Genomic DNA, 26,429 nt, shown 5'->3' with positions numbered 1-26,429 from the left:
TTTTGGGGGCGCGGGGAACTGCGCGAGAAACCACAAACAACCCGCACCCGGCAACGCGACAGCCCCCGGCAGCCCAGAGGCCGCCAGGGGCTGTCCCACAGCAACTGACTAGCGAAGCCGCGCCATCAGCGCATGCTCCACCAGCGTGATCAGCGCCGACTTCGCATCGGCCCGATGCCGCGCGTCGGTCGTGATGATCGGGTCCGGCGTGTACGGCTGCTGCCCGTCGAAGCCGTTCAGCGCGATGACGAACGGCAGGCCGCTGTTCTCGAAGCTGGCCCGGCGTACCGAACAGGTACAGGATCAGGTCCTGGTCCAGGGTGATACGGCCGAAGTCCATGGCGACCGTCGTGGTCGTCTTGTCCCCGGTGTGGGTGAGGTCGTCGATGCCGGCCGAAGCTGACGTCATGACGGCCTCGGTACGCAGCGGGTTGATCTCCGAGACGGCCCCGACGAACGTGGTCTTGCCCACGCCGAAGCCACCCGCCACCACGATCTTCGCCGAGGTGGTGGAGCGGGAAGGACCGCCGCTAGAGCTTGCGAAGTCCACTGAGCACCCTTTCGAGCAGTGTCACGTCTGGCTGGCCGCCGGCGTTCTCGTCGCCGCCGGGCTGATGGATGGCGACCAGTCCCGCCTCCGCCAAGTCGGCGACGAGGATCCTGGCCACGCCGAGAGGGATCGTGAGGAGCGCCGAGATCTCGGCGACCGACTTGATTTCCCGGCAGAGGTTGCAGATCCGCTGATGCTCGGGCAACTGGCCCTGCATCTGGTGCGGCTGCGCAGTGGTGTGCACCAGCGCCTCGATGGCGAGCTGGTAACGCGGGCGGGTCCGGCCGCCGGTCATGGCGTACGGACGCACCAACGGGTTGTTGGACGCCCCGGCGGGCGCCGGCTCGGGGGTGCGGCGTTGCGGCTGCACGGGCTGGATACGCGGGGCCGACGGCTGGTCGTACGGCGACGGGCCGGGACCCTGCGGCGTGTACGGCTGCCGGTGGCTCGGTGCGGAGGGGAAGTTGTAACGGTTCGGGTTCTGACCACCGTCGCCCTGCCCCTGGGCAGGGTCGTACGACCAGTTGCCCGACGAACCGCCTGGGGGTGTTGCCACTTTCTCCTCCTCCGACTGTGCCTGGCACCCATCGCTGTGGAGCCGCGTCCCGAAACCTTACGGCCACGGGACGCCAAAACGCACCGTCCGTCGATTAGTTGAGCAGGCTCCCCTGGAGCTCCGCACGAAGATCCGGGGTAAGGACCGTACCGGCTCGGTCCACCAGCAGCGCCATCTCGTATCCGATGAGGCCGATGTCCGCCTCCGGATGCGCGAGAACCGCGAGCGACGAGCCGTCGGAGATGGACATGATGAAGAGGAATCCCCGCTCCATCTCCACAACCGTCTGATTGACGCTCCCGCCCTCGAAGATCCGGGAGGCGCCTGCCGTCAGTGACGTCAGACCGGAGGCGACGGCCGCGAGCTGGTCGGCGCGGTCGCGGGGGAAGCCTTCGGACATCGCCAGAAGGAGTCCGTCGGCGGAGACCACCACCGTGTGGGACACCCCCGGGGTGTTGTCCACGAAGTTGGTGATCAACCAGTTCAGGTTCTGTGCCGCCTGGCTCATCGGGCTCACACTAACGCTCCTGGTTGTAGGTGCTGTCAGGACCGAAGCCCTGGCCGTTCGTTTCACTGCCTGCGCTGCGTCCGCGTTGGACACCCCGGCGCAGGTTGCTCAGCCTGCCCCGGACGTCCTCCGGGGCGCGGGAGACCTGTGGGCCCCCCTGGGGGGTGCTCTCGGCGGAACCCTCGATCAGGTTGGCCTTGGGTACCCGCCTCGGCAGGCCGGAGGAGGTGACCCCGCCCGCCCTGGGCTTCCGGAGCTGCGAGGCCTGCTGCCAGCGCTCGTCGTTCGCCGAGCGCCAGCTGCTGTCGCCGTTGCTCTCCGGTGCGGAGGCCGGCGGCTCCTGGCTCACGTTCCGCGCGCCGCCCGTGCCGTTCGCACCGCTCGCGGTGGCTCCGCGGCGGGGAAGCCCGGCGTCGGTCAGCGAGGGTGCGGCGGAGTGGGCCGGTCCCGGACGGTCGAAGCCTACGCGGTCCTGCTCACTCGCGTCAGCGGCCTGCGCAGATTCCGTTTCCTGGGCCTGAGAAGGGTACTGGCTCCGGTACCCGTTCTGGTAGCCGTCCTGCTGAGGCCAGTCGTCCTGGTGGCGCCGCTGCTCGAACGCGGGGAAGCTCTCGGGCACGCCCGTTCCGGACGCCGAGGGCTCCTCCTGGGCCTGCTCCGCATAGGAGGGCTCCGGGTAGCCGCCGCCCGGCGAGAAGGTGTCGTTCTGCGGCAGGCCGCCGTTCGGCGCGTAGTACTGCTCGTCGTACGCGGGCCGCTGCGGCTCCTCGTACGCCGTCTGCCGCTGCTCCTCGTACGGCGCCTGCTGCTCCCCGTACGCCTGGCGGTCGTACGTGGCGGGCTGCTCCGGGTAGCCGGTCCGGCCGGTGTCGTAGGCCTGGCCGGCGTCGTAGCCCTGCTGCTGGCCGTATTCCTCGGGGTAGCCGGGCGCCTCCGGGTGCTCCTGGGCGTCCCGGCCGGGCAGGGCGGGCTGCTCGCCGTGCGACTGGGCCTCCAGGGCCGCCCGGCGCTCCTCACGCATCAGGGAGCGGCCGACGGGGTCCAGCTCGCGTATGTCGTCGGGGACGTCGGAGTAGCGGCTGTCGTCGAAGCCGAGTTCCGCCGCCGTGCGCATGGGCTGGCCGAAGTTCTCGCCGCCGAAGTTCTGCTCGGGGATGATCTGCGAGACGGTGAACTCGTCGCGGTCCACGTGCTGCTCGCCGCCACCACCGTGGGTGATCGCGTCCGGCAGCATGACCAGCGAGGTGGTACCGGCCTGCTCGCCCGAGGGGCGCAGCTGGACGCGGATGCCGTGCCGGTCGGACAGCCGGCCGACCACGAACAGACCCATGCGCTGCGAGATCGCGGCGTCCACGGTCGGCGGGTTGGCCAGCTTGTGGTTGATGTCCGCGAAGTCCTCGGCGGTCAGGCCGATGCCCTTGTCGTGGATCTCGATCATCACGCGGCCGTCGGGGAGACGGGTCGCGGTGACGCGGACCTTGGTCTGCGGGGAGGAGAACGTCGTCGCGTTCTCCAGCAGCTCGGCGAGCAGGTGCACGAGGTCGGTCACGGCCCGGCCGTGGATCTCGGCCTCGGGGACGCCGGACAGCTCGATGCGCTCGTACTGCTCCACCTCGGAGGAGGCGGCGCGCAGCACGTCGACCAGCGGCACCGGCTGGTCCCAGCGGCGGCCGGGCTCCTCGCCGGCGAGGACCAGGAGGTTCTCGCCGTTGCGGCGCATACGGGTCGCCAGGTGGTCCAGCCTGAAGAGGTTCTCCAGCTGGTCCGGGTCGGCCTCGTTGTTCTCCAGGTCGGTGATCAGGGTCAGCTGGCCCTCGATCAGCGACTGGTTGCGGCGCGACAGGTTGGTGAAGATCGCGTTGATGTTGCCCCGCAGCAGGGCCTGCTCGGCGGCGAGCCGGACGGCCTCGCGGTGCACCTGGTCGAAGGCCCGGGCGACCTCGCCGATCTCGTCCGTGGTGGAGATCGGGATGGCCTGGACACGGGTGTCGACGCGGCCGGGGTCGGTGCGGGAGAGCTGGTCGACCAGCATCGGCAGGCGCTGCTCGGCGATGCCGAAGGCGGCGTTGCGGAGCTGGCGCATCGAGCGGCTCATCTGGCGGGCGACCGCACCGGCCAGGATGAAGGCCAGGAGCAGGGCGACCACGACGGCGGCACCGGTGATGTAGGCGTCGCGCTGGGCGTCGTCGGCGATGTCGGAGGCTTCGCTCACGGCCTTGTCGGCCAGGTCCTGCTCGATCTTCTCGTACGCGTTGAACTTGAGCGTGTTGACGGCCCACCAGTTCTCGGCGGTGACGCCCTGCTCGGCGAGTGCCGCGCGGGCGCTCGGGTCCGTGCTCTGCAGCGTCGCGACGGCCGAGACCATCGTCTCCGGCTTGGACGGCGGGGCGACGTAGTCCGGGTTCTTGGCCTTGGCCTCCCGGGCCATCGCGGCACCGTCGGCCCTGATCTTGGCCTCGGCCGCCTTCAGCTTGGCCGCGTCCTGCTCGGTGCCACCGCCGATGTACTCGCCGATGGCGATGCGCTCGAGGTAGGCGTACGAGGACAGGGCGATGCGCTGGCTGGCCAGGTTGCCGTCGTCCGGGCCCGGCTTGATCAGGATGTGCATGCCGATGGAGCGCTGCAGCGACAGGGCCGCCTTGGTGAGCTCGATGGCGTACACGGTCCGGCCGTAGCTGGTGATGTTGCCGGTGCCGAGGCCCAGTTCGTTGGCGAACTCCGTCAGCGGGTGGGCTATCTCGACGTAGCCCTCCTCGGTCTGCACGCCCTTGAGCCTGGAGGTGTAGGCGGCCTGGCGCAGCGTCTGCAGCTTGGGCTCCGCCTCGCGGAAGAGCTTCAGCCGGCGCTCGAGGCCGGGCTTGGCCGGCATGTTCTGGGCCGCGGCGTCGAAGGCGTCGGCCGCCTTGTCGGTCGCCTTGCGGACCTGGGTGACCGTCGCCTTGTCCTGGGCGGTCTGGGCGCTGCCCTTCAGCAGGGGCGCCGCGGAGGCGTCACGCTCGTTGTAGAGGGCGTTGGCGTACAGCAGGGAGGCCCGCACGAGACGCGCGGTGTTCTCCGCGTCCTCGGCCTCCTGCCAGGTGTCGATCGAGCTCTTCACCTGGAAGCCGCCCATGACGAGGCCGACCAGCACGGGTATGAGCAGGATCGCGTTGAGCCTGGTCGCCACGCGCCAGTTGCGCGGGGAGAGACGGCCGCCGCTCTCGGCGGGCGCGGCCGTCGGCTCCGAACCGGGCACGGGGGCGGGCGCCGCTGTGCGCGGCGGCGGGGTGAAGTTGCCCCGGGCCGACGGCTCGGGACTGTTCTTGCTTCGCCTCACTCGACCAACAACCTCTCGGCGGTCGGCACCAACGTTGTGCCGCAGTGTCTCAGAGCCCAACACGCCATCGACTGACGAGTACGTCATTGACTATTGGGCAGTTCAGGCATTCCAGCACGACGACCTGCGCTCTTCCAAACAGTCCGGGGGGCGGATTCCAGGGGATGTAAGCCCCAGGTAAAACGGTCATAAAGAGCAAGCCCCGCCAAAAGGCGGGGCGATTGTGCGCGCAGCGAGACCGGATGTGCGCGACGCGTGGCCGTACCACCCGATTCCTCTGCCGAAACGTTATGAACACCTTGGCCGACCGTGTCAAAGGACACAGCCGGCTCCAGTGCATCTACGACAACTTCCGTATGCGGCTTCTGAATTGGTGTGCTACCTCAGCCGTGCCATCAGAGCGTGCTCGACCAGCGTGATCAGCGCACTCTTCGCATCCGCCCGGTGCCGGGCGTCCGTCGTGATGATCGGGGCGTCCGGCCCGTCCGGCGTGTACGGCTGCTGCCCGTCGAAGCCGTTCAGCGCGATGACGAACGGCAGGCCGCTGTTCTCGAAGTAGTCGACGGCCGGGAAGCAGTCGGCCAGGCGCCGGGTGTCCACGAGCACCACCGCTGGCCCGGCGTACCGAACAGGTACAGGATCAGGTCCTGGTCCAGGGTGATACGGCCGAAGTCCATGGCGACCGTCGTGGTCGTCTTGTCCCCGGTGTGCGTGAGGTCGTCGATGCCCGCGCTGGCGGAGGTCATCACGGCCTCCGTACGCAGCGGGTTGATCTCCGAGACGGCACCGACGAACGTGGTCTTGCCCACGCCGAAGCCACCTGCCACCACGATCTTCGCGGACGTGGTGGAACGACCCGCGTCAGAGCTTGCGAAGTCCACTGAGCACCCTTTCGAGCAGTGTCACGTCCGGTGCGCCGGTGGCATCGTCGCCGCCCGGCTGGTGGATCGCGACGAGACCGGCCTCGGCGAGGTCCGCGACCAGGATCCGGGCCACCCCCAGCGGCATGTTGAGCAGGGCCGAGACCTCGGCGACCGACTTCACCTCACGGCACAGGTGGCAGATGCGCTGGTGCTCCGGGAGCAGCGCCATGAGCGAGGCCGGGTCCGCGGTCGTGCTGATCAGCGCCTCGATGGCCAACTGGTAGCGCGGACGTGTCCGGCCACCGGTCATGGCGTACGGCCGTACCAGCGGCTGGTCGCCCTCGTCCTCGTACGGCTCCGCGTACGGATCATGAGAGGCGGGGGGCGGGGTCATGGGTCCTCCGGGCGGGACAGCAAGTCGGTCAGTCGAGCCGTCAGACGAGGCCTGTGTGGGGTGTGTGGCAGCCGGACGGTGATGTGGTGAGACAGGTGGTGCCGGGGCCGATCAGTGGAGCAGACTGCCTTGGAGTTCCGCTCGCAGGTCGGGGGTGAGGACCGCGCCCGCGCGGTCGACCAGGAGCGCCATCTCGTAGCCGACGAGGCCGATGTCGCACTCGGGGTGAGCGAGAACGGCGAGGGACGAGCCGTCCGAGACGGACATCAGGAAGAGGAAGCCCCGCTCCATCTCCACGACCGTCTGCGCGACGTCACCTCCCTCGAAGATCCGGGAGGCGCCTGCCGTCAGTGACGTCAGACCGGAGGCGACGGCCGCGAGCTGGTCCGCGCGGTCGCGCGGAAAGCCCTCCGACAGCGCCAGGAGGAGGCCGTCGGCGGACACGACGACGGTGTGGGACACCCCGGGGGTGTTGTCCACGAAGTTGGTGATCAACCAGTTGAGGTTCTGTGCCGCCTGGCTCATCGGACTCAACTAACGCTCCTGCTGGTGAGAGGGCCGAGGGAAGCTGCCGGTCTGGGTGGACCCGGCCTGACGACCCTGTGCGATACCCCGCCGGAGATTGGTCAGCCGACCACGCACGTCATCCGGGGCGCGCGAGATCTGCGGACCGCTCTGCTGCGGTTGCTGCTGAGCCGTGCCCGGGACGAGGTTCGCCCGGGGTACCCGGCGAGGCAGGCCTGAGGTGGTGACACCGCCCGCGGCGGGCTGACGGACGCGCTCGGCCTGCCGGACGAGGTCGTCGTTCGGCGAGCTGCGCCAGCCGGCGGGGGCGGACCGCTGCGGACCGGTGGGAGCCTGCGGCTGCTGCGGGGCCGGAGCAGAGCCGTTGTTCCGCGGCTGCTGCTGCTCCTGCTGCTCCTGCTGGCCGCCGTGGAACCAGTTGGTCTCCAGCGTGTCGTACAGCGGGGTACGCCCGTCGCCCGGACCGGACGCCGGCGGCAGGGCCTCGGGCTCCTGCCGGGCCGGCCGCGCCTGCGGGGCGGGCGGAATCGGGGCGCCGAAGTCGGCATCGGCCCGGCCGCCGTTGACCTGCGGCCGCTCGTACTGTCCCCGGCCCGTCGGGTCGGCCGGCGTGGCCGGACCCGGGAGGGTGGGCCGGCCGGAGCCGTTGTCCTGGCGGGATGCCGGGTACTGGCCCGTGGAGCCGCTGTCGTAGGACTGCGGACCCTGGAACTGGCCCGTGGAGCCGCTGTCGTAGGACTGCGAGGCCGGGAACTGGCCCGTCGTGGACGACGGGTCGGGGCGCCCGGCCGGAGCGCCGAAGACGTCGGGGCGCACGAACTGGCCCGAATCCTGGGTCCCGCCCTGGGCGAAGGTGTCCTGGTGCTGAGGGCTGCCGAAGTCGGCCGACGAGCCGGGGCCCTGCCGGTCGTCGCGCGGCACGGCCGGCATCTCCGCGGTCGCTCCCGGGTCCTGCCGGTCGTTGATCCGCGGCATGGCAGAGGTACGGGCGGCGTCCGGCTCCTCGTGGCCGCGCGGGGCGTCCAGGGAGGCGCGCGGCACCGGCGGCTGGGCGTTCTCGTCGCTCCAGTTCGTCACGTGGGACTGCGCGTCACCGCCGGGCAGCTCGGCCCGCGGACCGCCACGCGGCGGGAGCTGCGGCCGACGGCCCTGACCCTGCTCGGCGTTGCCGCCCGGGCGCTGCGTGCCCCGGCCACCGCCGAAGGCCTCCTGGCCCTGCGGTCCGTGCGTCCCGGCGGCCTGCAGGCCCTGCGGGGCACCCGGCGCCTGCCCGAAGCCCCCACCGGCGCCCGCCGGGGACGGACGGCCCTGCGGGGGAGCGGAGGGAGCTCCCTGGTCGAACAACGACGGGGACCTCTCGGGGCCCTGCGGCCCACGCGCTCCGCCCGGCGCACCGGGACGGCCACCGTCCCCGTCCCGCCCGGGCAGCGCGGCCCGCGGACCCTGACCGGCACCGAGCCGGCCGCCCCCGGACGCACCGCCGCCGAAGCCACCACCGGACGGACCGCCGGCGAGGGCGCCACCGCCCTGGCCGGCACCGGCCGCACGCCGGGCCGCGGCCGCACCGGCGGCGGCCTGCGCGGCGGCCGGACCGCCACCGCCGAGCGGCGGCTGGCCGGGCTGCTTGGGCTGGGGCTTCTTGCCGCCCTGGGCGACGTCGACGGGCAGCATGACCAGCGCGGTCGTACCACCGGAGTCGGACGGGCGGAGCTGGATGCGGATGCCGTGCCGCTGCGAAAGGCGGCCGACCACGAACAGACCCATACGGCGGGACACGGAGACGTCCACCGTCGGGGGAGAGGCGAGGCGCTCGTTGATCGCCGCGAGGTCCTCCGGCGACAGACCGATACCGGTGTCGTGGATCTCGATCAGCACCCGGCCGTCGGGCAGGGCGTGACCGGTGACCTTGACCTTGGTCTGCGGCGAGGAGAACGAGGTCGCGTTCTCCAGCAGCTCGGCGAGCAGGTGCACGAGGTCGTTGACCACGCGGCCGGCGACCTCGGTGGTCGGCACCGAGGCCAGCTCGATGCGCTCGTACTGCTCCACCTCGGACGCGGCGGCACGGAGCACGTCGACCAGCGGAACCGGGCGGGTCCACCGGCGGCCGGGCTCCTCACCCGCGAGGACGAGGAGGTTCTCACCGTTACGGCGCATACGCGTCGCGAGGTGGTCGAGCTTGAACAGCGACGACAGCTGGTCCGGGTCGGCCTCGCGGGACTCCAGTTCGGAGATGAGCGACAGCTGACGCTGGATGAGGCCCTGGGAGCGGCGCGAGAGGTTGGTGAACATCGCGTTGACGTTGCCCCGCAGCAGGGCCTGCTCGGCGGCGAGGCGGACCGCCTCGCGGTGCACGTCGTCGAAGGCCGCGGCCACCCGGCCGATCTCGTCCCGGGAGTGCACACCGACCGACTCCACGGACGTGTCGACGTCCTGCGGGTCGGACTCGGACAGCTGCTTGACCAGCTCGGGCAGACGGTCGGAGGCGACCTTGGTGGCCGTCTCCTCCAGGCGGCGCAGCGAGCGGATCATGGAGCGGGCCACGACGAAGGCGCCGACCAGCGACACACCGAGCACGATGAGGATCAGCGCACCGGAGATGATCGCGTCGCGTTCGGTGGCGCTGCGCAGCTCGCGGGCCTTCTGTTCCATCTCCTCGAGCAGCGTGTGCTCGATGTTCTTCATCTGCTGGATCTTGGTGGAGCTGTCGTCCAGCCAGTCGCGGTAGGACCGCTTGTCCTGCTGGGCGAGGCCGCTCGCCGAGATCAGGGCGCGGCTCGCATAGGTGTCGGTCGCCTTGATCGTGGAGTTGCCGCCGCCCTCGATCGGCTTCAGCAGCTCGGCCGCGGCGTCCTCGCCGTAGATGCTCTTGAAGCTGCGGATCTCGGAGTTCTGGCTCTCCAGGGCCGACTGGGCGTAGAGCCGGTCGTTCGGCGAGAGCTTGCCGGTGGTGGTGTTGCTCGAGGGCAGCGCCGCGGCGAGGGCCGCACGCTGGATCGAGGAGTACTCCTTGGCGGAGGAGAACGCCGCCAGCGCACGGGTGCGCTGGATCATGTCCGGGTTGCTGGTCGCCTCCGCCATGTCCTGGGAGAGGTCGATCAGGTTCTCGATCAGACGGTGGTACGCCTCGACGGTCTGCGTGGAGTTGCCCTCGGAGTCGTACGCGTTCTTGCGGATCTGCTCCAGGTCGCCGAGCTCGCCGACGATCTGGATGAGGTACTCACGGACGCCCTTGAGGTTGCCGTCCTTGCTGGCGCTGTCGATCTCCTCGGAACTGACAATGAAGTTGTCCCTGGCCCGGTCGGTCTTCTCCCGGAGACCCTTGACCGTGAAGTCGGTCGCCTTGCCGCCGTGCGCGAGCGGGCCGGCCGACTGGTCGCGCTCCTCCTGGAGGGCGGCGGACAGCTCGGTGGCCTGCTTGGTCATGTCCGTCAGCAGCTTCATGTTGTCGAGCTGCTGGATGTCGTCCATGGACGAGTTGATACGCAGCGCGCCCAGCGAGGTGGCCGCGACCACCGGCAGCGCGAGCAGCGAGACCAGGCGGGTGGAGATCCGCCAGTTGCGCAGGGCTATTCGCGATCCCGGGCCGGAGGGGCCGGCCGCCGGCTTCAGAGCCGGTGCCGGGCCCGCGGGCCCCGGAGGTGCGGACGCGCCGGGGCGCCCGGGGCGGTCACCGCCGTCACCGGCCGGGCCCGGGTTCTGGGCGTGCTGGGGCGAGGGGCCGCCATTCATGGGGCCAGTCCCGCCGTGCGGCTCCGGCTCCGCCGAAGCGTTGCCATCCCTCTTGAAACGTCCCTGCACTAGCGTCGCAACCTCTGGACCAGGCACCCCGTCGGATGAACGGCGGGGCACGGTGTCGGCGTACTGGGGACGCCCTGAATGCGCCCCGTGGTGGTCGTGAGTGACCGGCGCTGGCTCCCCCTTCTCGCCGCCACTCGGCGCGTCTGTGCGCCCCCTGTGCGCCGGCTAGATCCTGCGGCGGTCCGTGGCATTCCAGCACAGCACAGGATCTCCAACAAGGCTCGTAGACCAGGCCGTGACCTACGTGACACCACGTGAGGGTTGCGTCACCGGACGTAGAAAGTGAGTTGCTCATTCCGGGCGTATGCCCGCGAGTTGCCTGGCCGTGACGGGTGTCCCAGTCGCCATGATCAGGAGCGGAATGAGGGCTTCAGTCAGTCAATGTCCGTTTCGCTGACCTGAAGCGCGGGTCCGGATTGACCGATTCGCCCCCTGATTCGTGAGAAAACTCACATGCCGATCTTGCTCTCCTCGCGATTACGCCGGGAATCCCGTGTTTAGCCTGACGCTTTACAGAGTTGGCAAAACCGACAACCCGCGCCGGTCCGGGCCCTACGTGCCCTTCCGGCGCCCGTCACAGAACAGGGTCAAGTAAACAGTGAAGACGACGACGATGTTCCACAAGATCGCCAACCCGCGACGCACGACGCTGGCGCACTTGGACGACGCCGACGAACTGCAGACGCCGGAGCAGCCGGAGCACCCCGTCGCACTCCCCACCCAGACCGCCAACCCCAAGCGCACCGTCCTCATGGAGATCCCTGTCGCGGCCGCCGCAGCCGCGGAGTGACATCAGTCAGTACGCGCGCCGGCCGCCGGATGCTCAGGCGGCGGGACACGAAGATCGAGGGGCGTCCCCGGCGACGGTGGGCGCCCCCCGTAATGCGCACGGTGCGGACACCTCCCCGCGTTAGCCTGGAGCGTCAGACTCCAGCCGCTTCAGTCAAGGGGCCAAGCATCCCGTGCGCATCGCCAGATTCTCCATCGACGGGAACGTCGCCTTCGGCGCGATCGAGGGCGAGAAGCAGGACGAGCTCGTCCTGGACATCATCAAGGGCATCCCGTTCGCGGACTTCGAGCTCTCCGGCACGAAGGTGCCGGTCGGCAAGGTCAGGCTGCTGCCGCCGGTGCTCCCCAACAAGGTGGTGGCCTTCGGCCGCAACTACGCCGACCACGCGAAGGAACTGGGCAACGAGGTCCCCGAGCAGCCCTTCGCCTTCTTCAAGCCGTCCACCTCGGTGATCGGCCCCGGCGACGAGATCCAGTACCCCTCCTTCTCCGAGGAGGTGCACCACGAGGCCGAGCTGGCCGTGGTGATCGGCCGGATGTGCCGCGAGGTCCCGCGCGAACGCGTCAAGGACGTGATCTTCGGCTACACCTGCGCCAACGACATCACCGCCCGCGACGTCCAGAAGCGCGAGAAGCAGTGGGCCCGGGCCAAGGGCTTCGACACCTCCTGCCCGCTCGGTCCCTGGGTGGAGACCGACCTCGACCCCTCCGACCTGACCATCCAGCTCACGGTCAACGGCCAGCAGCGCCAGCTGGGCCGCACCAGCGAGATGATCCACTCCGTCGAGGACCTGATCGTCAACATCTCCGAGGCCATGACGCTGCTCCCCGGCGACGTGATCCTCACGGGCACCCCGGCTGGGGTCGGCCCCCTCAACGTCGGCGACGAGGTCGCCGTCACCATCGAAGGCATCGGCACTCTCACCAACAAGGTTGTCAAGCGTGGCTAGCGCACCCGGCTCCCCCGTACGCGTCCGTTTCTGTCCGTCGCCCACCGGAAACCCCCACGTGGGCCTGGTGCGCACCGCCCTGTTCAACTGGGCGTTCGCCAAGCACCACCAGGGCACCCTGGTCTTCCGTATCGAGGACACCGACGCGGCCCGCGACTCCGAGGAGTCGTACACCCAGCTGCTCGACTCGATGCGCTGGCTGGGCTTCGACTGGGACGAGGGCCCCGAGGTCGGCGGTCCGCACGCGCCGTACCGCCAGTCGCAGCGCATGGACCTCTACAAGGACGTCGCGGCCAAGCTCCTCGACGCCGGTCACGCCTACCGCTGCTACTGCTCCCAGGAGGAGCTGGACACCCGCCGCGAGGCCGCCCGCGCCGCCGGCAAGCCCTCCGGCTACGACGGCCACTGCCGCGAGCTGACCGACGCCCAGGTCGAGGAGTACAAGGCCCAGGGCCGCGAGCCGATCGTCCGCTTCCGCATGCCCGACGAGACGATCACCTTCACCGACCTGGTCCGCGGCGAGCTGACCTTCACCCCGGAGAACGTCCCGGACTACGGCATCGTCCGCGCCAACGGCGCCCCGCTGTACACGCTGGTCAACCCGGTCGACGACGCCCTGATGGAGATCACCCACGTCCTGCGCGGCGAGGACCTGCTCTCCTCCACGCCCCGCCAGATCGCCCTGTACAAGGCGCTGATCGAGCTGGGCATCGCAAAGGAGATCCCGTCCTTCGGCCACCTGCCGTACGTGATGGGCGAGGGCAACAAGAAGCTCTCCAAGCGCGACCCCCAGTCGTCCCTCAACCTCTACCGGGAGCGCGGCTTCCTCCCCGAGGGCCTGCTCAACTACCTCTCCCTGCTCGGCTGGTCCCTCTCGGCCGACCAGGACGTCTTCGGTATCGACGAGATGATCGCCGCGTTCGAGATCTCCGACGTGAACCCGAACCCGGCCCGCTTCGACCTCAAGAAGTGCGAGGCCATCAACGGCGACCACATCCGCCTGCTGGATGTGAAGGACTTCACGGAGCGCTGCCGCCCGTGGCTCCAGGCCCCGTTCGCCCCCTGGGCCCCGGAGGCCTTCGACGAGGCGAAGTGGCAGGCCATCGCGCCGCACGCGCAGACCCGCCTCAAGGTCCTGTCGGAGATCACCGACAACGTCGACTTCCTGTTCCTGCCGGAGCCGGTCGAGGACGAGGCCAGCTGGGCGAAGGCCATGAAGGAGGGCTCGGACGCCCTCCTGCGTACGGCCCGGGAGAAGCTGGAGGCGGCCGACTGGACCTCCGCCGAGTCGCTCAAGGAGGCCGTCCTGGCCGCCGGCGAGGCCCACGGCCTCAAGCTCGGCAAGGCCCAGGCCCCCGTCCGCGTCGCCGTCACCGGCCGCACGGTCGGTCTGCCGCTCTTCGAGTCCCTGGAGGTCCTGGGCAAGGAGACGACCCTGGCCCGGATCGACGCGGCACTGGCGAAGCTGGCCGCGTAACGCGAGAGAGCACCGATCACGAGGGCGGCGTCCGGTCCGGGCGCCGCCCTCGCCGTGTCCCCCAGCCGTCAACCGGAGTTCCCCTCACGGCCAACTTCTGCCTCCGGAGAGGACGTTGCATGCCACCGGTGGGTACGGTCGGACCATGAGCATCCAAGCCGTGGTCTGGGACGTCGACGACACCCTCTTCGACTACACCACCGCCGACCGTCTCGGTATGCGCGCCCACCTCACGGCCGAGGGCCTGCTCGACGACTACGGCACCGTCGAGCAGGCCATCACCCGCTGGCGGGAGATCACCGATCTGCAGTGGGCCCGCTTCGCAGCCGGCGAGGTCACCTTCGAGGCCCAGCGGCGCGACCGTGTACGGGCGTTCCTGGGCCAGGAGCTGACCGACGCCGAGACCGACGCGTGGTTCGAGCGGTACATCGCCCACTACGAGGCGGTCTGGGCCCTCTTCCCGGACGTCCTGCCCGTCCTGGACACCCTCGCCGTCAGCCACCGGCACGCCGTGCTCTCCAACTCCAGCCTGCACGTCCAGGACCGCAAACTGCGCGTTCTCGGCGTCCACGACCGCTTCGAGGCCATCCTCTGCGCGGCCGAGCTCGGCGTCTCCAAGCCGGAGGCCGGCGCCTTCCACGCCGTCTGCGCAGCTCTCCGCCTCGCTCCGCACCAGGTCGCGTACGTCGGCGACCACCCGGAGATCGACGGGCGGGGTGCCGCGGACGCGGGGCTGCTGTCGGTCTGGATCGACCGCGGGGGCGCGTACGCCACGATCGACCCGCCCACCGGGCCGCACCGCATCGCCTCCCTCGCCGAACTGCCGTCTCTGCTCGGCGCGGATAGTCGTTTTGGAGCCCCGTCCACCTTCGGGTAATGTTCTTCCTGCGCCGAGGGGCGGGCCGGAAGGCAGAAAACCCCAGGCGCACTACTAGAACAAGATCCCCCGCCGGGGCTTGCGTTCCAGTGGCCTATGGTGTAATTGGCAGCACGACTGATTCTGGTTCAGTTAGTCTTGGTTCGAGTCCAGGTAGGCCAGCTCGCAGAGCTTATCTGCATGCCCCCGTTGTGTAGCGGCCTAGCACGCTGCCCTCTCAAGGCAGTAGCGCCGGTTCGAATCCGGTCGGGGGTACTGGTTCCGAGTGATCGACGATCATCTCGGGACTGCTAGGGCCCCCGTTGTGTAGCGGCCTAGCACGCCGCCCTCTCAAGGCGGTAGCGCCGGTTCGAATCCGGTCGGGGGTACTGACTGGTCTAAACCACATTGGTCTATGGTGTAATTGGCAGCACGACTGATTCTGGTTCAGTTAGTCTTGGTTCGAGTCCAGGTAGACCAGCTCGGACCTGCGGAAACGCAGTGTCCACGCCCCCGTTGTGTAGCGGCCTAGCACGCCGCCCTCTCAAGGCGGTAGCGCCGGTTCGAATCCGGTCGGGGGTACACATGACGAAGGCCCCTCACCTCGGTGAGGGGCCTTCTGCGTATGCCCTGAAGGGGCGCGGGGAACTGCGCGATCAGCCACTGACGGCCCGCGCGCGACGACGAAACCGTCCCTCTCGCGGCGCCTGGTCGGGGAAAGCCTGCCGCGGCGTTGAGGCCTGCTCTCCCCAAGGACGATCAAGTCGGTTCAGCCGGTGCGTCGAAGTGCCTCGGAGAGGCGCCCAGCCGCGTCGATCACGGCCTGCGCGTGCATACGGCCAGGGTGCCGCGTCAGGCGCTCGATCGGCCCGGACACCGACACCGCCGCCACCACACGGTTCGACGGCCCCCGCACCGGTGCGGAGACGGACGCCACCCCCGGCTCGCGCTCGCCGATCGACTGGGCCCAGCCCCGGCGCCTTACGCCCGACAGCGCTGTCGCCGTGAAGCGCGCCCCCTGCAGGCCCCGGTGCAGCCGCTCCGGCTCCTCCCAGGCCAGCAGGATCTGTGCCGAGGAACCGGCCTTCATCGTGAGCGTCGAACCGACCGGGACCGTGTCCCGGAGTCCGGACAGGCGCTCCGCCGCGGCGACGCAGATGCGCATGTCGCCCTGGCGGCGATAGAGCTGCACGCTCTCGCCCGTGATGTCACGGAGGTGGGTGAGCACGGGGCCGGCGGTGGCGAGGAGACGGTCCTCACCGGCTGCCGCGGCCAGTTCCGCGAGGCGGGGGCCGAGAATGAAACGGCCCTGCATGTCGCGCGCCACCATGCGGTGGTGTTCCAGCGCCACGGCCAGGCGGTGGGCCGTGGGTCGTGCCAGTCCGGTGGCGCCGACCAGGCCCGCGAGGGTGGCCGGACCGGACTCCAGAGCGCTCAGGACGAGGGCCGCCTTGTCCAGAACGCCGACGCCGCTACTGTTGTCCATGAAACGATACTCGCGTCTCACTCTGTGAAACGCAAGTTCAAATTCTCGTGGAACCCGCCACTCTGGAAGACACGAAGTCACAACGGCCCGTGACGTACGGGCCTGGCGGCGGATGCCCGGAATCCAGGGGCGTGGGGCCCGCCTCCTCAAGATCTCTAGTTGGGCCGGCGGATCGTCGCCGGCCGGAGGGAACAGCGATGGGTAGGACACTCGCGGAGAAAGTCTGGGACGACCATGTCGTCCGGCGCGTGGAAGGCGAGCCCGACCTTCTCTTCATCGATCTGCACCTGCTGCACGAGGTGACCAGCCCGCAGGCCTTCGACGGCCTCCGCAAGAGCGGCCGCAAGGTGCGCCGCCTCGACCTCACCATCGCCACCGAGGACCACAACACCCCCACCCTCGACATCGACAAGCCCATCGCCGACCCGGTCTCCCGGGTCCAGCTGGAGACGCTGCGCAAGAACGCCGCCGACTTCGGCGTGCGTCTGCACCCGCTGGGCGACGTCGAGCAGGGCGTCGTGCACGTGGTCGGCCCGCAGCTGGGTCTGACCCAGCCGGGCACCACCGTCGTCTGCGGCGACTCCCACACCTCCACGCACGGCGCCTTCGGCGCGCTGGCGTTCGGCATCGGCACCTCCCAGGTGGAGCATGTGCTGGCCACCCAGACGCTGCCGATGTCCCGCCCGAAGACCATGGCGATCACGGTCAACGGCGAACTGCCCGAGGGCGTCACCGCCAAGGACCTGATCCTCGCGATCATCGCGAAGATCGGCACCGGCGGCGGCCAGGGCTACGTCCTGGAGTACCGCGGCGAGGCCATCGAGAAGCTCTCGATGGAGGCCCGCATGACCATCTGCAACATGTCGATCGAGGCCGGTGCCCGCGCGGGCATGATCGCCCCGGACGAGACCACGTTCGCGTACCTCAAGGGCCGCCCGCACGCCCCCGAGGGCGCGGACTGGGACGCCGCCGTCGAGTACTGGAAGACGCTCAGGACGGACGAGGACGCCGAGTTCGACGCCGAGGTCGTCATCGACGCCGCCGAACTGTCGCCGTTCGTCACCTGGGGCACCAACCCCGGCCAGGGCGCACCGCTTTCGGCGTCCGTCCCCGACCCCGCTTCGTACGAAGACGCATCGGAGCGCCACGCCGCCGAAAAGGCCCTGGAATACATGGGGTTGGAGGCCGGACAGCCGCTGCGCTCCATCAAGGTGGACACCGTCTTCGTAGGCTCCTGCACCAACGGCCGTATCGAGGACCTGCGCGCCGCCGCCGAGCTGCTGAAGGGCCGCAAAGTCGCCGACGGCGTACGGATGCTGGTCGTCCCGGGTTCCGCGCGGGTCGGTCTGCAGGCCGTCTCCGAGGGCCTGGACGTCGTCTTCAAGGAGGCGGGCGCCGAGTGGCGACACGCGGGCTGCTCGATGTGTCTGGGCATGAACCCCGACCAGCTGGCCCCGGGTGAGCGCTCCGCGTCCACCTCCAACCGCAACTTCGAGGGCCGGCAGGGCAAGGGCGGCCGTACGCACCTGGTGTCGCCGCAGGTCGCGGCCGCTACCGCCGTCCTGGGCCACCTGGCCTCCCCGGCCGACCTGTCCACCGCCGACACCCCTGCGCCCGCTGGAGTCTGAGAACCATGGAAGCCTTCACCACCCACACCGGCCGGGCCGTCCCGCTGCGCCGCAGCAACGTCGACACCGACCAGATCATCCCCGCCCACTGGCTCAAGAAGGTCACGCGGGACGGGTTCGAGGACGGGCTGTTTGAGGCCTGGCGCAAGGACGCGTCGTTCGTCCTCAACCAGCCCGAGCGGCAGGGCGCGACCGTCCTGGTCGCCGGCCCCGACTTCGGCACCGGCTCCTCCCGCGAGCACGCCGTCTGGGCGCTGCAGAACTACGGTTTCAAGGCCGTGATCTCCTCCCGCTTCGCCGACATCTTCCGCGGCAACTCGCTCAAGAACGGTCTGCTCACCGTCGTTCTGGAGCAGAGGATCGTGGACGCGCTGTGGGAACTCACCGAGAAGAACCCGCAGGCCGAGATCACCGTCGACCTGGTGGCCCGCGAGGTGCGTGCCGAGGGCATCACGGCCTCCTTCGAGCTGGACGAGAACTCCCGCTGGCGGCTGCTGAACGGCCTCGACGACATCTCGATCACCCTCCAGAACGAGGAGGACATCGCCGCGTACGAGGCGAAGCGTCCCGCCTTCAAGCCGCGGACGCTCCAGCTCTGATCCGGAGCACGGCCCGCCACGCCTGACAAGGCGACTTTCGGCCACCGCAGCACCCCCTCTGTACCCCCGATCGGCCCGATCGGGGGTACAGCTTTGTCTGCACCCGAACGGCCCTGCCCCAGCCGGCGGGCACTGTCAACTTCCCACGTTAAGCAGGTGGTTGTCGGGGTACGCGAGATGTACAACCACGACTCCCGGGTGGGCCCGGACGGCCGTTGGCGGCGGCAGTTGTCCCCTGCGCAGGCGACAACTCGCCCCAGATGGCACAATCTGTGCATGGAACACGACGGCCAACTCGAGCTCTATGCGGCGGTCGCGGACCAACTCAAGGAAGCGCACTCCAGGGTGCGCGCACTGCAAGTCCCGGAGGGCGTACGGATGGCGCTGACCCGGAAGCTGCTGGTCATTACGGCCGCGGCCAAGCACGATCTCGCCGACGCGGCAAGGCGACTGGAGCGGTTCACCGCGGACCTCGACGAGGGACGTCTCCCCGACGAGTAACGCCGAACCGGACGGCACCGCTGAGTTCGTTGCGGCACAAGGGTGAGAAGCCCGTTTCGTGTTTGATTTGCGGTATATATCTGCCTAACGTGCGAAAAAGCTTGAACACTTTCGTTCTGGCGATGTCTCCGAAGGGGAAGACGTGAACAAGGCGCAGCTCGTAGAAGCGATTGCCGACAAGATGGGTGGCCGCCAGCAGGCCGCCGACGCTGTCGACCATGTGCTGGACGCCATCGTCCGCGCGGTCGTCGCAGGTGAGAGGGTCTCCGTCACCGGCTTCGGTTCCTTCGAGAAGGTCGACCGTCCGGCGCGTTACGCCCGTAACCCGCAGACGGGCGAGCGGGTTCGGGTCAAGAAGACCTCCGTTCCGCGCTTCCGCGCGGGCCAGGGCTTCAAGGACCTGGTCAGCGGCTCGAAGAAGCTGCCGCGTGGCGGTGAGGTCTCCGTCAAGAAGGCGCCGAAGGGCAGCCTGACCGGCGGCGCCGGCGCGACGGTCAAGAAGGCCGCCGCGAAGAAGGCGACCACCAAGAAGACGACGGCGAAGAAGACCACCGCCAAGAAGACGACGGCGAAGAAGGCCGCCACCAAGACGGCGGCCGCGAAGAAGACCACGGCGAAGAAGGCGCCCGCGAAGAAGACCACGGGCACCGCCAAGACGGCCGCCGCGAAGAAGACCACGGCCAAGAAGGCCCCGGCGAAGAAGGCGACCGCCACGAAGGCGCCCGCCAAGAAGTCGACGGCGCGCAAGACCACCGCGAAGAAGACCACCGCCCGCAAGAAGTAGGGGCGCTGGCGTACCCACGCGCCGGGCCGGACTCCGTACGGAGTCCGGCCCGCGGTGTGTTCAGGGAGTGGTCAGAGGGTCTGCAGGGTCACCAGAGTGATCCGGGGGGCGTCCTTCGGGCCCTCCACCTCGATCCGCACCCGCTGACCCGGGCGCAGCAGTCTGAGGCCCCCCGCGTCGAACGCGGCCGTGTCGAAGGGCACCGGGGTGCCGTCGTCCAGGAGCACCTGCCCGCTACGGCTCTCGGGGTCGTACGTGTACGCGGTCGCCTGCATGGCCGCAGCCTACTGCCCGGGTATCAGCAACCGCGCGGCGGCAGCGGCCGTATGAGGGCCGACCCCCAGGGCCAGCGCGCTGCGCAGGTCGTCGCCGGTGTCCACGTCCTGGCGCACCGAATCCACGGCGGCGAGAGGCAGTTCCACGGCCCCGGAGGCACGGTGCCGGGACCGGGAATCGGTGCCGAACGCCGGGCACAATTCCCGGCCCGGAGCGGCAGCCAGCAGAGTCGTGCCGATTGCTGCCGCGTCGGCGAGAAAAGCACGCGGGAATTCCACGGCCGCGTCGAGCACCCGCGACAATTCCGGCGGGCGCAGCGCCGGCAGATCGGCGTTCAGCGCGGCCACCGGACTTTCGGGACGGGCGGTCCGTACGACCCTCGTCGCGTGTGCGAGGGCGGCGTTGAGGCCGTCACCCGGCTCGTCCGGGATGATCGCGGCGCCCAGTGCGGCCAGCTCACGCCCCGCCCGGGCGTCGTCCGTGACGACTGCCACATCCCGCACCGCCGGGCAGGCCAGCGCCGCCGCCACCGTGTCCTGGGCGAAGGCGAGCGCCAGGTCCGGCCGCAGCCCGTCGTCCGCGGTGTCCGCGAGTCTGCTCTTGGCCTGGGCCAGGGGCTTCAGGGGTACGACCAAGGTCCACTGCACAGATGTTCCGTCCCTCTCTTGTCGCGGCCATTGTCACCCGGGGCCTCGGGTGGGCGGCGTGCCGGGGCGTACGGTGTTCTCGACAGACCGGCGGCCCGGGGCGACACTTGTGCGGCCCCCGGGTGGCCCCCGCTCCAGGCCCTAGAGGAAGGTGTCCGCGTGCCCCGCCGCAGAATCGGCTTCTGGTACCGCTTCGCCGCGGTGATCTGCAAACCGCCGCTGGTGGTTCTGCTCAGGCGGGACTGGCGCGGAATCGAGCACATTCCGGCCGAGGGTGGATTTATCACCGCGGTGAACCATAATTCGCACATCGACCCCTTCGCTTACGCGCACTTTCAGTACAACACCGGGCGCGTCCCGCGATTCCTCGCGAAGAGCGGGCTTTTCAAGAAGGGGTTCGTCGGCGCCGCGATGCGGGGTACCGGGCAGATCCCCGTCTACCGCGAGAGCACGGACGCGCTGAGCGCCTTCCGGGCCGCGATCGACGCCGTGCACCGCGGTGAATGCGTCGCCTTCTATCCCGAGGGCACCCTCACCCGCGACCCGGACGGCTGGCCCATGACCGGCAAGACCGGGGCCGCCCGCGTCGCCCTGCAGACCAAGTGCCCGGTCATCCCCGTCGCCCAGTGGGGCTGCAACGAGCTGCTGCCGCCGTACTCGAAGAAGCCGCAGCTGCTGCCGCGCAAGACGCACCGGGTGCTCGCCGGACCGCCGGTGGACCTCACGCGGTTCTACGACCGGGAGATGACCGCGGAGCTCCTGAAGGAGGCCACCGAGGTCATCATGGATGCCATCACCCGCCAGCTGGAGGAGATCCGCGGCGAGAAGGCTCCCGAGACGCCCTACGACCCGCGCCGGGAGCGGATCGAACAGCGGCGCCGCACCCAGGCGCAGACACATCAGAAATCCGGGCAGACCGTGCAGGAAGAGGGGCTGGGCAAGTGAGCAAGCCGGTCAAGGCGGCGGTCCTGAGCGCCGGTTCGTGGGGCACGGCCTTCGGCATGGTGCTCGCCGACGCCGGGTGCGAGGTCACCCTGTGGGGGCGCCGCCCGGAACTGGTGGAGGCGATCAACTCCACCCGGACCAATCCCGACTACTTCCCGGGCGTCGAGCTCCCGGAGAACGTGCGGGCCACCACGGACCCCGCACAAGCCGCCGCGGACGCCGACTTCACGGTCCTGTCGGTCCCCTCGCAGACCCTGCGCGGCAACCTCGCCGACTGGGCGCCGCTGCTCGCGCCCGGCACGGTCCTGGTGTCACTGATGAAGGGCGTCGAACTCGGCTCCGCGATGCGGATGAGCGAGGTCATCGACGACGTCGCCAAGGTCGGACCCGACCGGATCGCCGTCGTCACCGGGCCCAACCTGGCCCGCGAGATCGCCGCGCGGATGCCGGCCGCCGCCGTGGTCGCCTGCACCGACGAGGCCGTCGCCCAGCGGCTCCAGACCGCCTGCCACACGCCGTACTTCCGCCCCTACACCAACACCGACGTCGTCGGCTGCGAACTCGGCGGCGCGGTCAAGAACGTCATCGGGCTGGCCGTCGGCATCGCGGACGGCATGGGCCTCGGCGACAACGCCAAGGGATCCCTGATCACGCGCGGTCTCGCCGAGACCACCCGGCTCGGCATGGCGCTCGGCGCCGACCCGCTGACCTTCTCCGGACTCGCGGGCCTGGGCGACCTGGTGGCCACCTGCTCCTCGCCGCTGTCCCGCAACCACACCTTCGGCACCAACCTCGGCAAGGGCATGACCCTCCAGGAGACCATCGCGGTCACCAAGCAGACCGCGGAGGGCGTCAAGTCCTGCGAGTCGGTGCTGGATCTGGCCCGTCGGCACGGCGTCGACATGCCCATCACGGAGACGGTCGTCGGCATCGTGCACGACGGCAAGCCTCCGGTGGTCGCCCTCAAGGAGCTGATGTCGCGCAGCGCGAAGCCCGAACGACGCTGAGCGACGCGAGGCGGCGGGCGCTGTCTCCGGGCCCTACCAACGGGTACTCTCAACGCGATATGAGCACCGAGAACCTCCCCCAGAGCCCCGAGCAGCCGCCTCGCAAGCCGCGTGTGGCCGTCGTGTTCGGCGGGCGCAGCTCCGAACACGGGATCTCCGTGGTCACCGCCGGCGCCGTCCTCAAGGCCATCGACCGGACGAAGTACGACGTTCTCCCGATCGGCATCACCCAGGACGGCCGTTGGGCGCTCACGGCGGACGAACCGGAGCGGATGGCGATCGTCGACCGGCGCCCGCCGAGCGTCGACGCCCTCGCCGAGTCCGCCGAGGGCGGAGTGATCCTCCCGGTCGACCCCGCCAACCGCGAAGTCGTCTACAGCGAGCCGGGATCGGTGCCCAAGGCGCTCGGCGAGGTCGACGTGGTCTTCCCGGTGCTGCACGGCCCGTACGGCGAGGACGGCACCCTGCAGGGCCTGCTGGAGCTCTCCGGTGTCCCCTACGTGGGTTCGGGTGTGCTCGCCTCGGCCGTGGGCCAGGACAAGGAGTACATGAAGCGGGTGTTCACCTCCTTCGGGTTGAAGGTGGGCCCGTACGTGGTGGTCCGCCCGCGCGAGTGGGAGCAGGACGAGCCGGCCGCCCGCAAGAGGATCGTCGACTTCGCCGGCGAGCACGGCTGGCCGCTGTTCGTGAAGCCCGCGCGCGCCGGTTCGTCCATCGGCATCACCAAGGTCGACGACCTCTCCGGCCTGGACGAGGCGATCGCCGAGGCTCAGCGTCACGACCCCAAGATCCTCGTCGAGGCGGCCCTGCGCGGCCGCGAGATCGAGTGCGGCGTCCTGGAGTTCGAGGAGGGCCCGCGTGCCTCGGTCCCGGCCGAGATCCCGCCGCCGGACGCGCACGCGTACTACGACTTCGAGGCCAAGTACATCGACTCCACGCCCGGCATCGTCCCGGCCCCGCTGACGCCGGAGGAGACGGACGAGGTGCGGCGCCTGGCGGTCGACGCCTTCGAGGCGGCGTCCTGCGAGGGCCTGGTCCGCGCCGACTTCTTCCTCACGGAGGACGGCGAGTTCGTGATCAACGAGATCAACACGATGCCCGGCTTCACGCCCATCTCGATGTACCCGCAGATGTGGCAGGCGAGCGGGGTGAGCTACCCGGAGCTGATCGACCGGCTGGTCCAGGCGGCCCTGCGCCGTTCAACGGGCCTGCGCTGACAGCAGCCCCCGCTCATCAGGCGATCCCTTCGGGGATCGCCTTCTTCACGGCGGCGGCCAGATCGATCAGCACGCCGGAGCTGTCCACGCCCTCCGGCACCCCGACCTCCACGTAGGCCTCACGGTTGGCCGTGGTGAACCGGTACGCCCCGTCCCCCTGCTTCTCCATCAGCCAGTCCACCCCGTTCACGCCCCCGGCGACCGCATCCGGATCATGCCCGTCCGCCACCTTCGGATCGACCATCTTCGGCGGCTGCGGCACACCACAGCGCAGTATGATCGCCGGGCTGCCCCAGCCCGCCGTCAGCGCCGACTCGGGCGCGGGATCCGCACGGCGCTCACCGTCCACCTTCGCGGGCAGTACCTTGTCCAGGTTCCGGCACAGTTCCGTGACCTTCGCGTCCGGGCTGGGAACCGCCGCCGACGCACTGTCGTCTGCTGAGGAGCAGCCGGCGGCAGTGATCAACAGCGCGACAGCGGGCAGGCGGAGGACAGTGCGGACGACAGAACGGTGCCGGTGACGGAAAGTGTTCACCGGCTCAGGGTAGACGGGGGCTAGAGATGGACGACCGGGCAGGTCAGGGTGCGGGTGATGCCGTCCACCTGCTGAACCTTGGCGACCACCATGCGACCGAGGTCGTCGACGGTGTCGGCCTGCGCCCGGACGATCACGTCGTACGGTCCGGTGACGTCCTCGGCCTGGATGATCCCAGGGATCTTGCTGATCGTCTCGGCGACGGTCGACGCCTTGCCGACCTCCGTCTGGATCAGGATGTACGCCTGTACCACGGAACCTCCAGGGCGGCCACGAGGATCATGTGGGGAAAAGGAACGCCACGGTATCGCGTCGCCGGTCGCCGCGGGGAGACCTGCGGAAGCCGGGTCTTGCGCGCCGGGGCGCAGGTCCGGCAGAACTTGACGGTCACCTCGACCGTAGCGAGGACCGAGAGGCCTCGCGACCGGGCACGGACAGGGACAGAAGGGGAGAAAGGGCAATGAAGGGCACTGTTGGTGAGCTCGGTGAGTTCGGGCTCATCAGGGAGCTCACCTCCCGTCTGACCACCACCCCGGCGGTCCGGGTCGGCCCCGGCGACGACGCCGCCGTGGTGGCCGCGCCCGACCGCAGGGTCGTGGCCAGTACGGACATCCTGGTGGAGGGCCGGCACTTCCGCCGGGACTGGTCGACGGCCTACGACGTGGGACGCAAGGCGGCAGCGCAGAACCTCGCGGACATCGCCGCCATGGGTGCCGTACCGACCGCGCTGCTGCTCGGTCTGGTCGTCCCGGCCGAGTTGCCGGTGACGTGGCCGAGCGAGCTGATGGACGGGCTGCGCGACGAGTGCCAGGTTGCGGGCGCGGCCGTAGTCGGCGGTGACGTCGTGCGCGGCGACTCGATCATGGTGTCGATCACGGCGCTCGGTGACCTGCGCAACCAGGAGCCGGTGACACGGGCGGGCGCCCGGCCGGGCGACCTCGTCGCGGTGACCGGCTGGCTGGGTTGGTCGGCGGCCGGGTACGCGGTGTTGTCCCGGGGCTTCCGTTCGCCGCGCGCGTTCGTGGAGGCCCACCGGCGGCCCGAGCCGCCGTATCACGCGGGTCCGGCCGCGGCCGGGCTCGGGGCGACTGCGATGTGCGACGTGAGCGACGGGCTGATCGCCGACCTGGGGCACATCGCCGAGGCCAGCAAGGTGCGGATCGACGTCCGTTCGGGGGCGATCGACATCCCGTCCCAGATGAACGACATCGGGCAGGCCGTGGGTGTCGACCCGATGCAGTGGGTGCTCACCGGGGGAGAGGACCACGCGATCGTCGCGACCTTCCCGCCGGACGTGAAGCTGCCCGCCCGCTGGAAGGTCATCGGCGAGGTCCTCAACCCCTCGGCACTGCCCCAGGTGACCGTCGACGGGGCGCCGTGGACCAGGAAGGGCGGCTGGGACCACTTCGGAGACATGGAGTCATGATTCCCAACGTCCTCACGGTGGCCGGCTCCGACTCCGGCGGCGGCGCCGGGATCCAGGCCGATCTGAAGACGATGCTCGCGCTCGGCGTGCACGGCATGAGCGTCCTCACTGCGGTGACGGCGCAGAACTCCCTCGGCGTGCAGGGGGCTTGGGAACTGCCGGTGGAGGCGGTGCGGGCCCAGTACCGCAGTGTCGTCGACGACATCGGCGTCCAGGCGGTCAAGACCGGGATGCTCGCCTCCGCCGAACTCGTGGAGACCGTGGCCGAGTTGATCGCGGGCACGGACGCTCCCGCGGTCGTCGACCCGGTGGGCGTCTCCAAGCACGGCGACTCCCTGCTCGCCGCCTCCGCGCTGGAGTCCGTCCGCGGGAAGCTGCTGCCGGTGGCGACGGTCGCCACCCCGAACCTGGACGAGGTGGCCCAGCTGACCGGGGTGCGGGTCGAGTCGGAGGAGGGGCTGCGGCGGGCCGCGGCGGCCGTGCTCGGATACGGGCCGCGGTGGGTGCTGATCAAGGGCGGCCATCTGCCCGGGGACGCCGTCGATCTGCTCACCGACGGCTCCGAGGACCACTGGCTGCGGGCGCCTCGCCACGACAACCGGCACACGCACGGTACGGGCTGCACGCTGGCCTCCGCGATCGCCTCACAGCTCGCGAAGGGGCAGTCGGTGCCGGAGGCGGTGGCGGCGGCGAAGGAGTATGTCACCGGTGCCGTCGCGGCCGGGTTCGCGCTCGGTGGGGGGATCGGGCCGGTGGATCACGGCTGGCGGTTCCGGGGTGGTTCCTGAAGCTGCGG

General features: G+C 70.0%; 24 protein-coding genes, 5 tRNA genes and 2 pseudogenes. 18 read left to right on the top strand and 13 right to left on the bottom strand.

The annotated features are described in order from the left end of the window. Positions 1-108: 108 nt before the first annotated feature. The 8 genes and pseudogenes from IE97_RS39845 to IE97_RS0105130 form a co-directional block, all read right to left on the bottom strand. Positions 109-550, bottom strand: a pseudogene (locus IE97_RS39845) (GTP-binding protein). After that, positions 531-1,106, bottom strand: coding sequence for a DUF742 domain-containing protein (locus tag IE97_RS0105160; RefSeq protein WP_030231803.1), 576 nt, complete (start codon positions 1,104-1,106; stop codon positions 531-533). The pseudogene IE97_RS39845 and the gene IE97_RS0105160 overlap by 20 nt, the downstream one beginning before the upstream one ends. Before the next feature lie 94 nt (positions 1,107-1,200). Continuing rightward, positions 1,201-1,614 carry a roadblock/LC7 domain-containing protein gene (locus IE97_RS0105155; protein WP_004983065.1) on the bottom strand — a complete coding sequence of 138 codons (414 nt, stop codon included), beginning with the start codon at positions 1,612-1,614 and terminating at the stop codon, positions 1,201-1,203. 10 nt (positions 1,615-1,624) lie between these two features. Next, entirely contained in the window at positions 1,625-4,930 is a 3,306-nt protein-coding gene (locus tag IE97_RS0105150) for a nitrate- and nitrite sensing domain-containing protein (protein ID WP_030231802.1), read from the bottom strand. A 378-nt stretch (positions 4,931-5,308) separates the two neighbouring features. After that, positions 5,309-5,811 (bottom strand): annotated as a pseudogene (locus tag IE97_RS38205) (GTP-binding protein). Beyond that, positions 5,792-6,187, bottom strand: coding sequence for a DUF742 domain-containing protein (locus tag IE97_RS0105140; RefSeq protein ID WP_030231801.1), 396 nt, complete (start codon positions 6,185-6,187; stop codon positions 5,792-5,794). The pseudogene IE97_RS38205 and the gene IE97_RS0105140 overlap by 20 nt, the downstream one beginning before the upstream one ends. Positions 6,188-6,298: 111 nt before the next feature. Beyond that, positions 6,299-6,712, bottom strand: a complete 414-nt coding sequence (locus IE97_RS0105135; RefSeq protein WP_030231800.1) for a roadblock/LC7 domain-containing protein — start codon at positions 6,710-6,712, stop codon at positions 6,299-6,301. 9 nt (positions 6,713-6,721) lie between these two features. Continuing rightward, positions 6,722-10,510: a nitrate- and nitrite sensing domain-containing protein gene (locus IE97_RS0105130; RefSeq protein WP_030231797.1), complete on the bottom strand. Its 3,789-nt coding sequence runs from the start codon at positions 10,508-10,510 to the stop codon at positions 6,722-6,724. Positions 10,511-11,108: 598 nt separating this feature from the next. On the opposite strand from IE97_RS0105130, the gene IE97_RS41935 reads away from it, so the two are divergent. From IE97_RS41935 to IE97_RS0105085, 9 genes are all read left to right on the top strand, one after another. Further along, a complete protein-coding gene (locus IE97_RS41935) occupies positions 11,109-11,300 on the top strand; it encodes a hypothetical protein (RefSeq protein ID WP_158708241.1) in 192 nt (63 codons plus the stop codon). Between the two features lie 172 nt (positions 11,301-11,472). Then, entirely contained in the window at positions 11,473-12,249 is a 777-nt protein-coding gene (locus IE97_RS0105120) for a fumarylacetoacetate hydrolase family protein (protein ID WP_030231795.1), read from the top strand. Then, complete coding sequence (gltX, locus tag IE97_RS0105115; RefSeq protein WP_030231794.1) at positions 12,242-13,726, top strand: glutamate--tRNA ligase; 1,485 nt, start codon at positions 12,242-12,244, stop codon at positions 13,724-13,726. The genes IE97_RS0105120 and gltX overlap by 8 nt, the downstream gene beginning before the upstream one ends. A gap of 145 nt (positions 13,727-13,871) precedes the next feature. Next, on the top strand, positions 13,872-14,603 hold the full coding sequence (locus IE97_RS0105110) for an HAD family hydrolase (RefSeq protein ID WP_030231791.1): 732 nt from the start codon (positions 13,872-13,874) through the stop codon (positions 14,601-14,603). Between the two features lie 90 nt (positions 14,604-14,693). Continuing rightward, positions 14,694-14,765, top strand: a tRNA-Gln gene (locus IE97_RS0105105). Positions 14,766-14,785: 20 nt separating this feature from the next. After that, positions 14,786-14,858, top strand: a tRNA-Glu gene (locus tag IE97_RS0105100). Positions 14,859-14,898: 40 nt separating this feature from the next. Next, positions 14,899-14,971: transfer RNA gene (locus tag IE97_RS0105095), tRNA-Glu, on the top strand. A gap of 20 nt (positions 14,972-14,991) precedes the next feature. After that, positions 14,992-15,063, top strand: a tRNA-Gln gene (locus IE97_RS0105090). A 28-nt stretch (positions 15,064-15,091) separates the two neighbouring features. Beyond that, a tRNA-Glu gene (locus IE97_RS0105085) sits at positions 15,092-15,164 on the top strand. Between the two features lie 187 nt (positions 15,165-15,351). Here IE97_RS0105085 and ndgR read toward each other — a convergent pair. Next, positions 15,352-16,068 carry an IclR family transcriptional regulator NdgR gene (ndgR, locus tag IE97_RS0105080; RefSeq protein WP_030231787.1) on the bottom strand — a complete coding sequence of 239 codons (717 nt, stop codon included), beginning with the start codon at positions 16,066-16,068 and terminating at the stop codon, positions 15,352-15,354. 197 nt (positions 16,069-16,265) lie between these two features. Here ndgR and leuC point away from each other — a divergent pair, with 197 nt between their 5' ends. The 4 genes from leuC to IE97_RS0105060 all read left to right on the top strand — a co-directional run bounded on the left by leuC (position 16,266) and on the right by IE97_RS0105060 (position 19,580). Further along, complete coding sequence (gene leuC / locus IE97_RS0105075) at positions 16,266-17,696, top strand: 3-isopropylmalate dehydratase large subunit (protein WP_030231780.1); 1,431 nt, start codon at positions 16,266-16,268, stop codon at positions 17,694-17,696. Between the two features lie 5 nt (positions 17,697-17,701). Further along, the gene (gene leuD / locus IE97_RS0105070) at positions 17,702-18,295 is read left to right on the top strand and encodes a 3-isopropylmalate dehydratase small subunit (RefSeq protein WP_030231775.1); all 594 of its coding nucleotides are present in this window, start codon (positions 17,702-17,704) and stop codon (positions 18,293-18,295) included. 276 nt (positions 18,296-18,571) lie between these two features. Further along, positions 18,572-18,796 carry a hypothetical protein gene (locus IE97_RS0105065; protein WP_030231772.1) on the top strand — a complete coding sequence of 75 codons (225 nt, stop codon included), beginning with the start codon at positions 18,572-18,574 and terminating at the stop codon, positions 18,794-18,796. A gap of 142 nt (positions 18,797-18,938) precedes the next feature. Beyond that, a complete protein-coding gene (locus IE97_RS0105060; protein ID WP_030231767.1) occupies positions 18,939-19,580 on the top strand; it encodes an HU family DNA-binding protein in 642 nt (213 codons plus the stop codon). Positions 19,581-19,651: 71 nt separating this feature from the next. Here the strand turns inward: IE97_RS0105060 and IE97_RS0105055 are convergent, their stop codons facing one another. Continuing rightward, complete coding sequence (locus tag IE97_RS0105055; protein WP_030231765.1) at positions 19,652-19,855, bottom strand: hypothetical protein; 204 nt, start codon at positions 19,853-19,855, stop codon at positions 19,652-19,654. A 9-nt stretch (positions 19,856-19,864) separates the two neighbouring features. Continuing rightward, positions 19,865-20,503 (bottom strand): 2-phospho-L-lactate guanylyltransferase, encoded by a 639-nt coding sequence (gene cofC, locus IE97_RS0105050; RefSeq protein ID WP_030231758.1) that lies wholly within the window; start codon positions 20,501-20,503, stop codon positions 19,865-19,867. A 159-nt stretch (positions 20,504-20,662) separates the two neighbouring features. On the opposite strand from cofC, the gene IE97_RS0105045 reads away from it, so the two are divergent. The 3 genes from IE97_RS0105045 to IE97_RS0105035 are packed head-to-tail and all read left to right on the top strand — an operon-like array spanning position 20,663 to position 23,672. Next, positions 20,663-21,448 (top strand): lysophospholipid acyltransferase family protein, encoded by a 786-nt coding sequence (locus IE97_RS0105045; RefSeq protein WP_030231756.1) that lies wholly within the window; start codon positions 20,663-20,665, stop codon positions 21,446-21,448. After that, a complete protein-coding gene (locus IE97_RS0105040) occupies positions 21,445-22,455 on the top strand; it encodes an NAD(P)H-dependent glycerol-3-phosphate dehydrogenase (RefSeq protein ID WP_030231755.1) in 1,011 nt (336 codons plus the stop codon). The genes IE97_RS0105045 and IE97_RS0105040 overlap by 4 nt, the downstream gene beginning before the upstream one ends. A gap of 59 nt (positions 22,456-22,514) precedes the next feature. After that, complete coding sequence (locus IE97_RS0105035; protein WP_030231751.1) at positions 22,515-23,672, top strand: D-alanine--D-alanine ligase family protein; 1,158 nt, start codon at positions 22,515-22,517, stop codon at positions 23,670-23,672. Between the two features lie 16 nt (positions 23,673-23,688). Here the strand turns inward: IE97_RS0105035 and IE97_RS0105030 are convergent, their stop codons facing one another. Then, entirely contained in the window at positions 23,689-24,207 is a 519-nt protein-coding gene (locus IE97_RS0105030) for a DUF3515 domain-containing protein (RefSeq protein WP_030231749.1), read from the bottom strand. A 20-nt stretch (positions 24,208-24,227) separates the two neighbouring features. Further along, positions 24,228-24,461, bottom strand: coding sequence for an Lrp/AsnC family transcriptional regulator (locus tag IE97_RS0105025; protein ID WP_020138723.1), 234 nt, complete (start codon positions 24,459-24,461; stop codon positions 24,228-24,230). A gap of 206 nt (positions 24,462-24,667) precedes the next feature. Between IE97_RS0105025 and IE97_RS0105020 the strand changes: the two genes are divergently transcribed. Together IE97_RS0105020 and thiD are read left to right on the top strand one after the other, a co-directional pair. Continuing rightward, a complete protein-coding gene (locus IE97_RS0105020) occupies positions 24,668-25,633 on the top strand; it encodes a thiamine-phosphate kinase (protein ID WP_030231740.1) in 966 nt (321 codons plus the stop codon). Further along, a complete protein-coding gene (thiD, locus tag IE97_RS0105015; RefSeq protein WP_030231734.1) occupies positions 25,630-26,421 on the top strand; it encodes a bifunctional hydroxymethylpyrimidine kinase/phosphomethylpyrimidine kinase in 792 nt (263 codons plus the stop codon). Before IE97_RS0105020 ends, thiD begins: the two co-directional genes overlap by 4 nt. The last annotated feature ends 8 nt before the right edge of the window (positions 26,422-26,429 follow it).

Origin of the sequence: Streptomyces sp. NRRL S-455 (genome assembly GCF_000717875.1) — a bacterium.
Classification (GTDB): domain Bacteria; phylum Actinomycetota; class Actinomycetes; order Streptomycetales; family Streptomycetaceae; genus Streptomyces.
The sequence above is the reverse complement of the archived record's forward strand: the minus strand, read 5'-3'. Positions and strand labels throughout refer to the sequence as shown.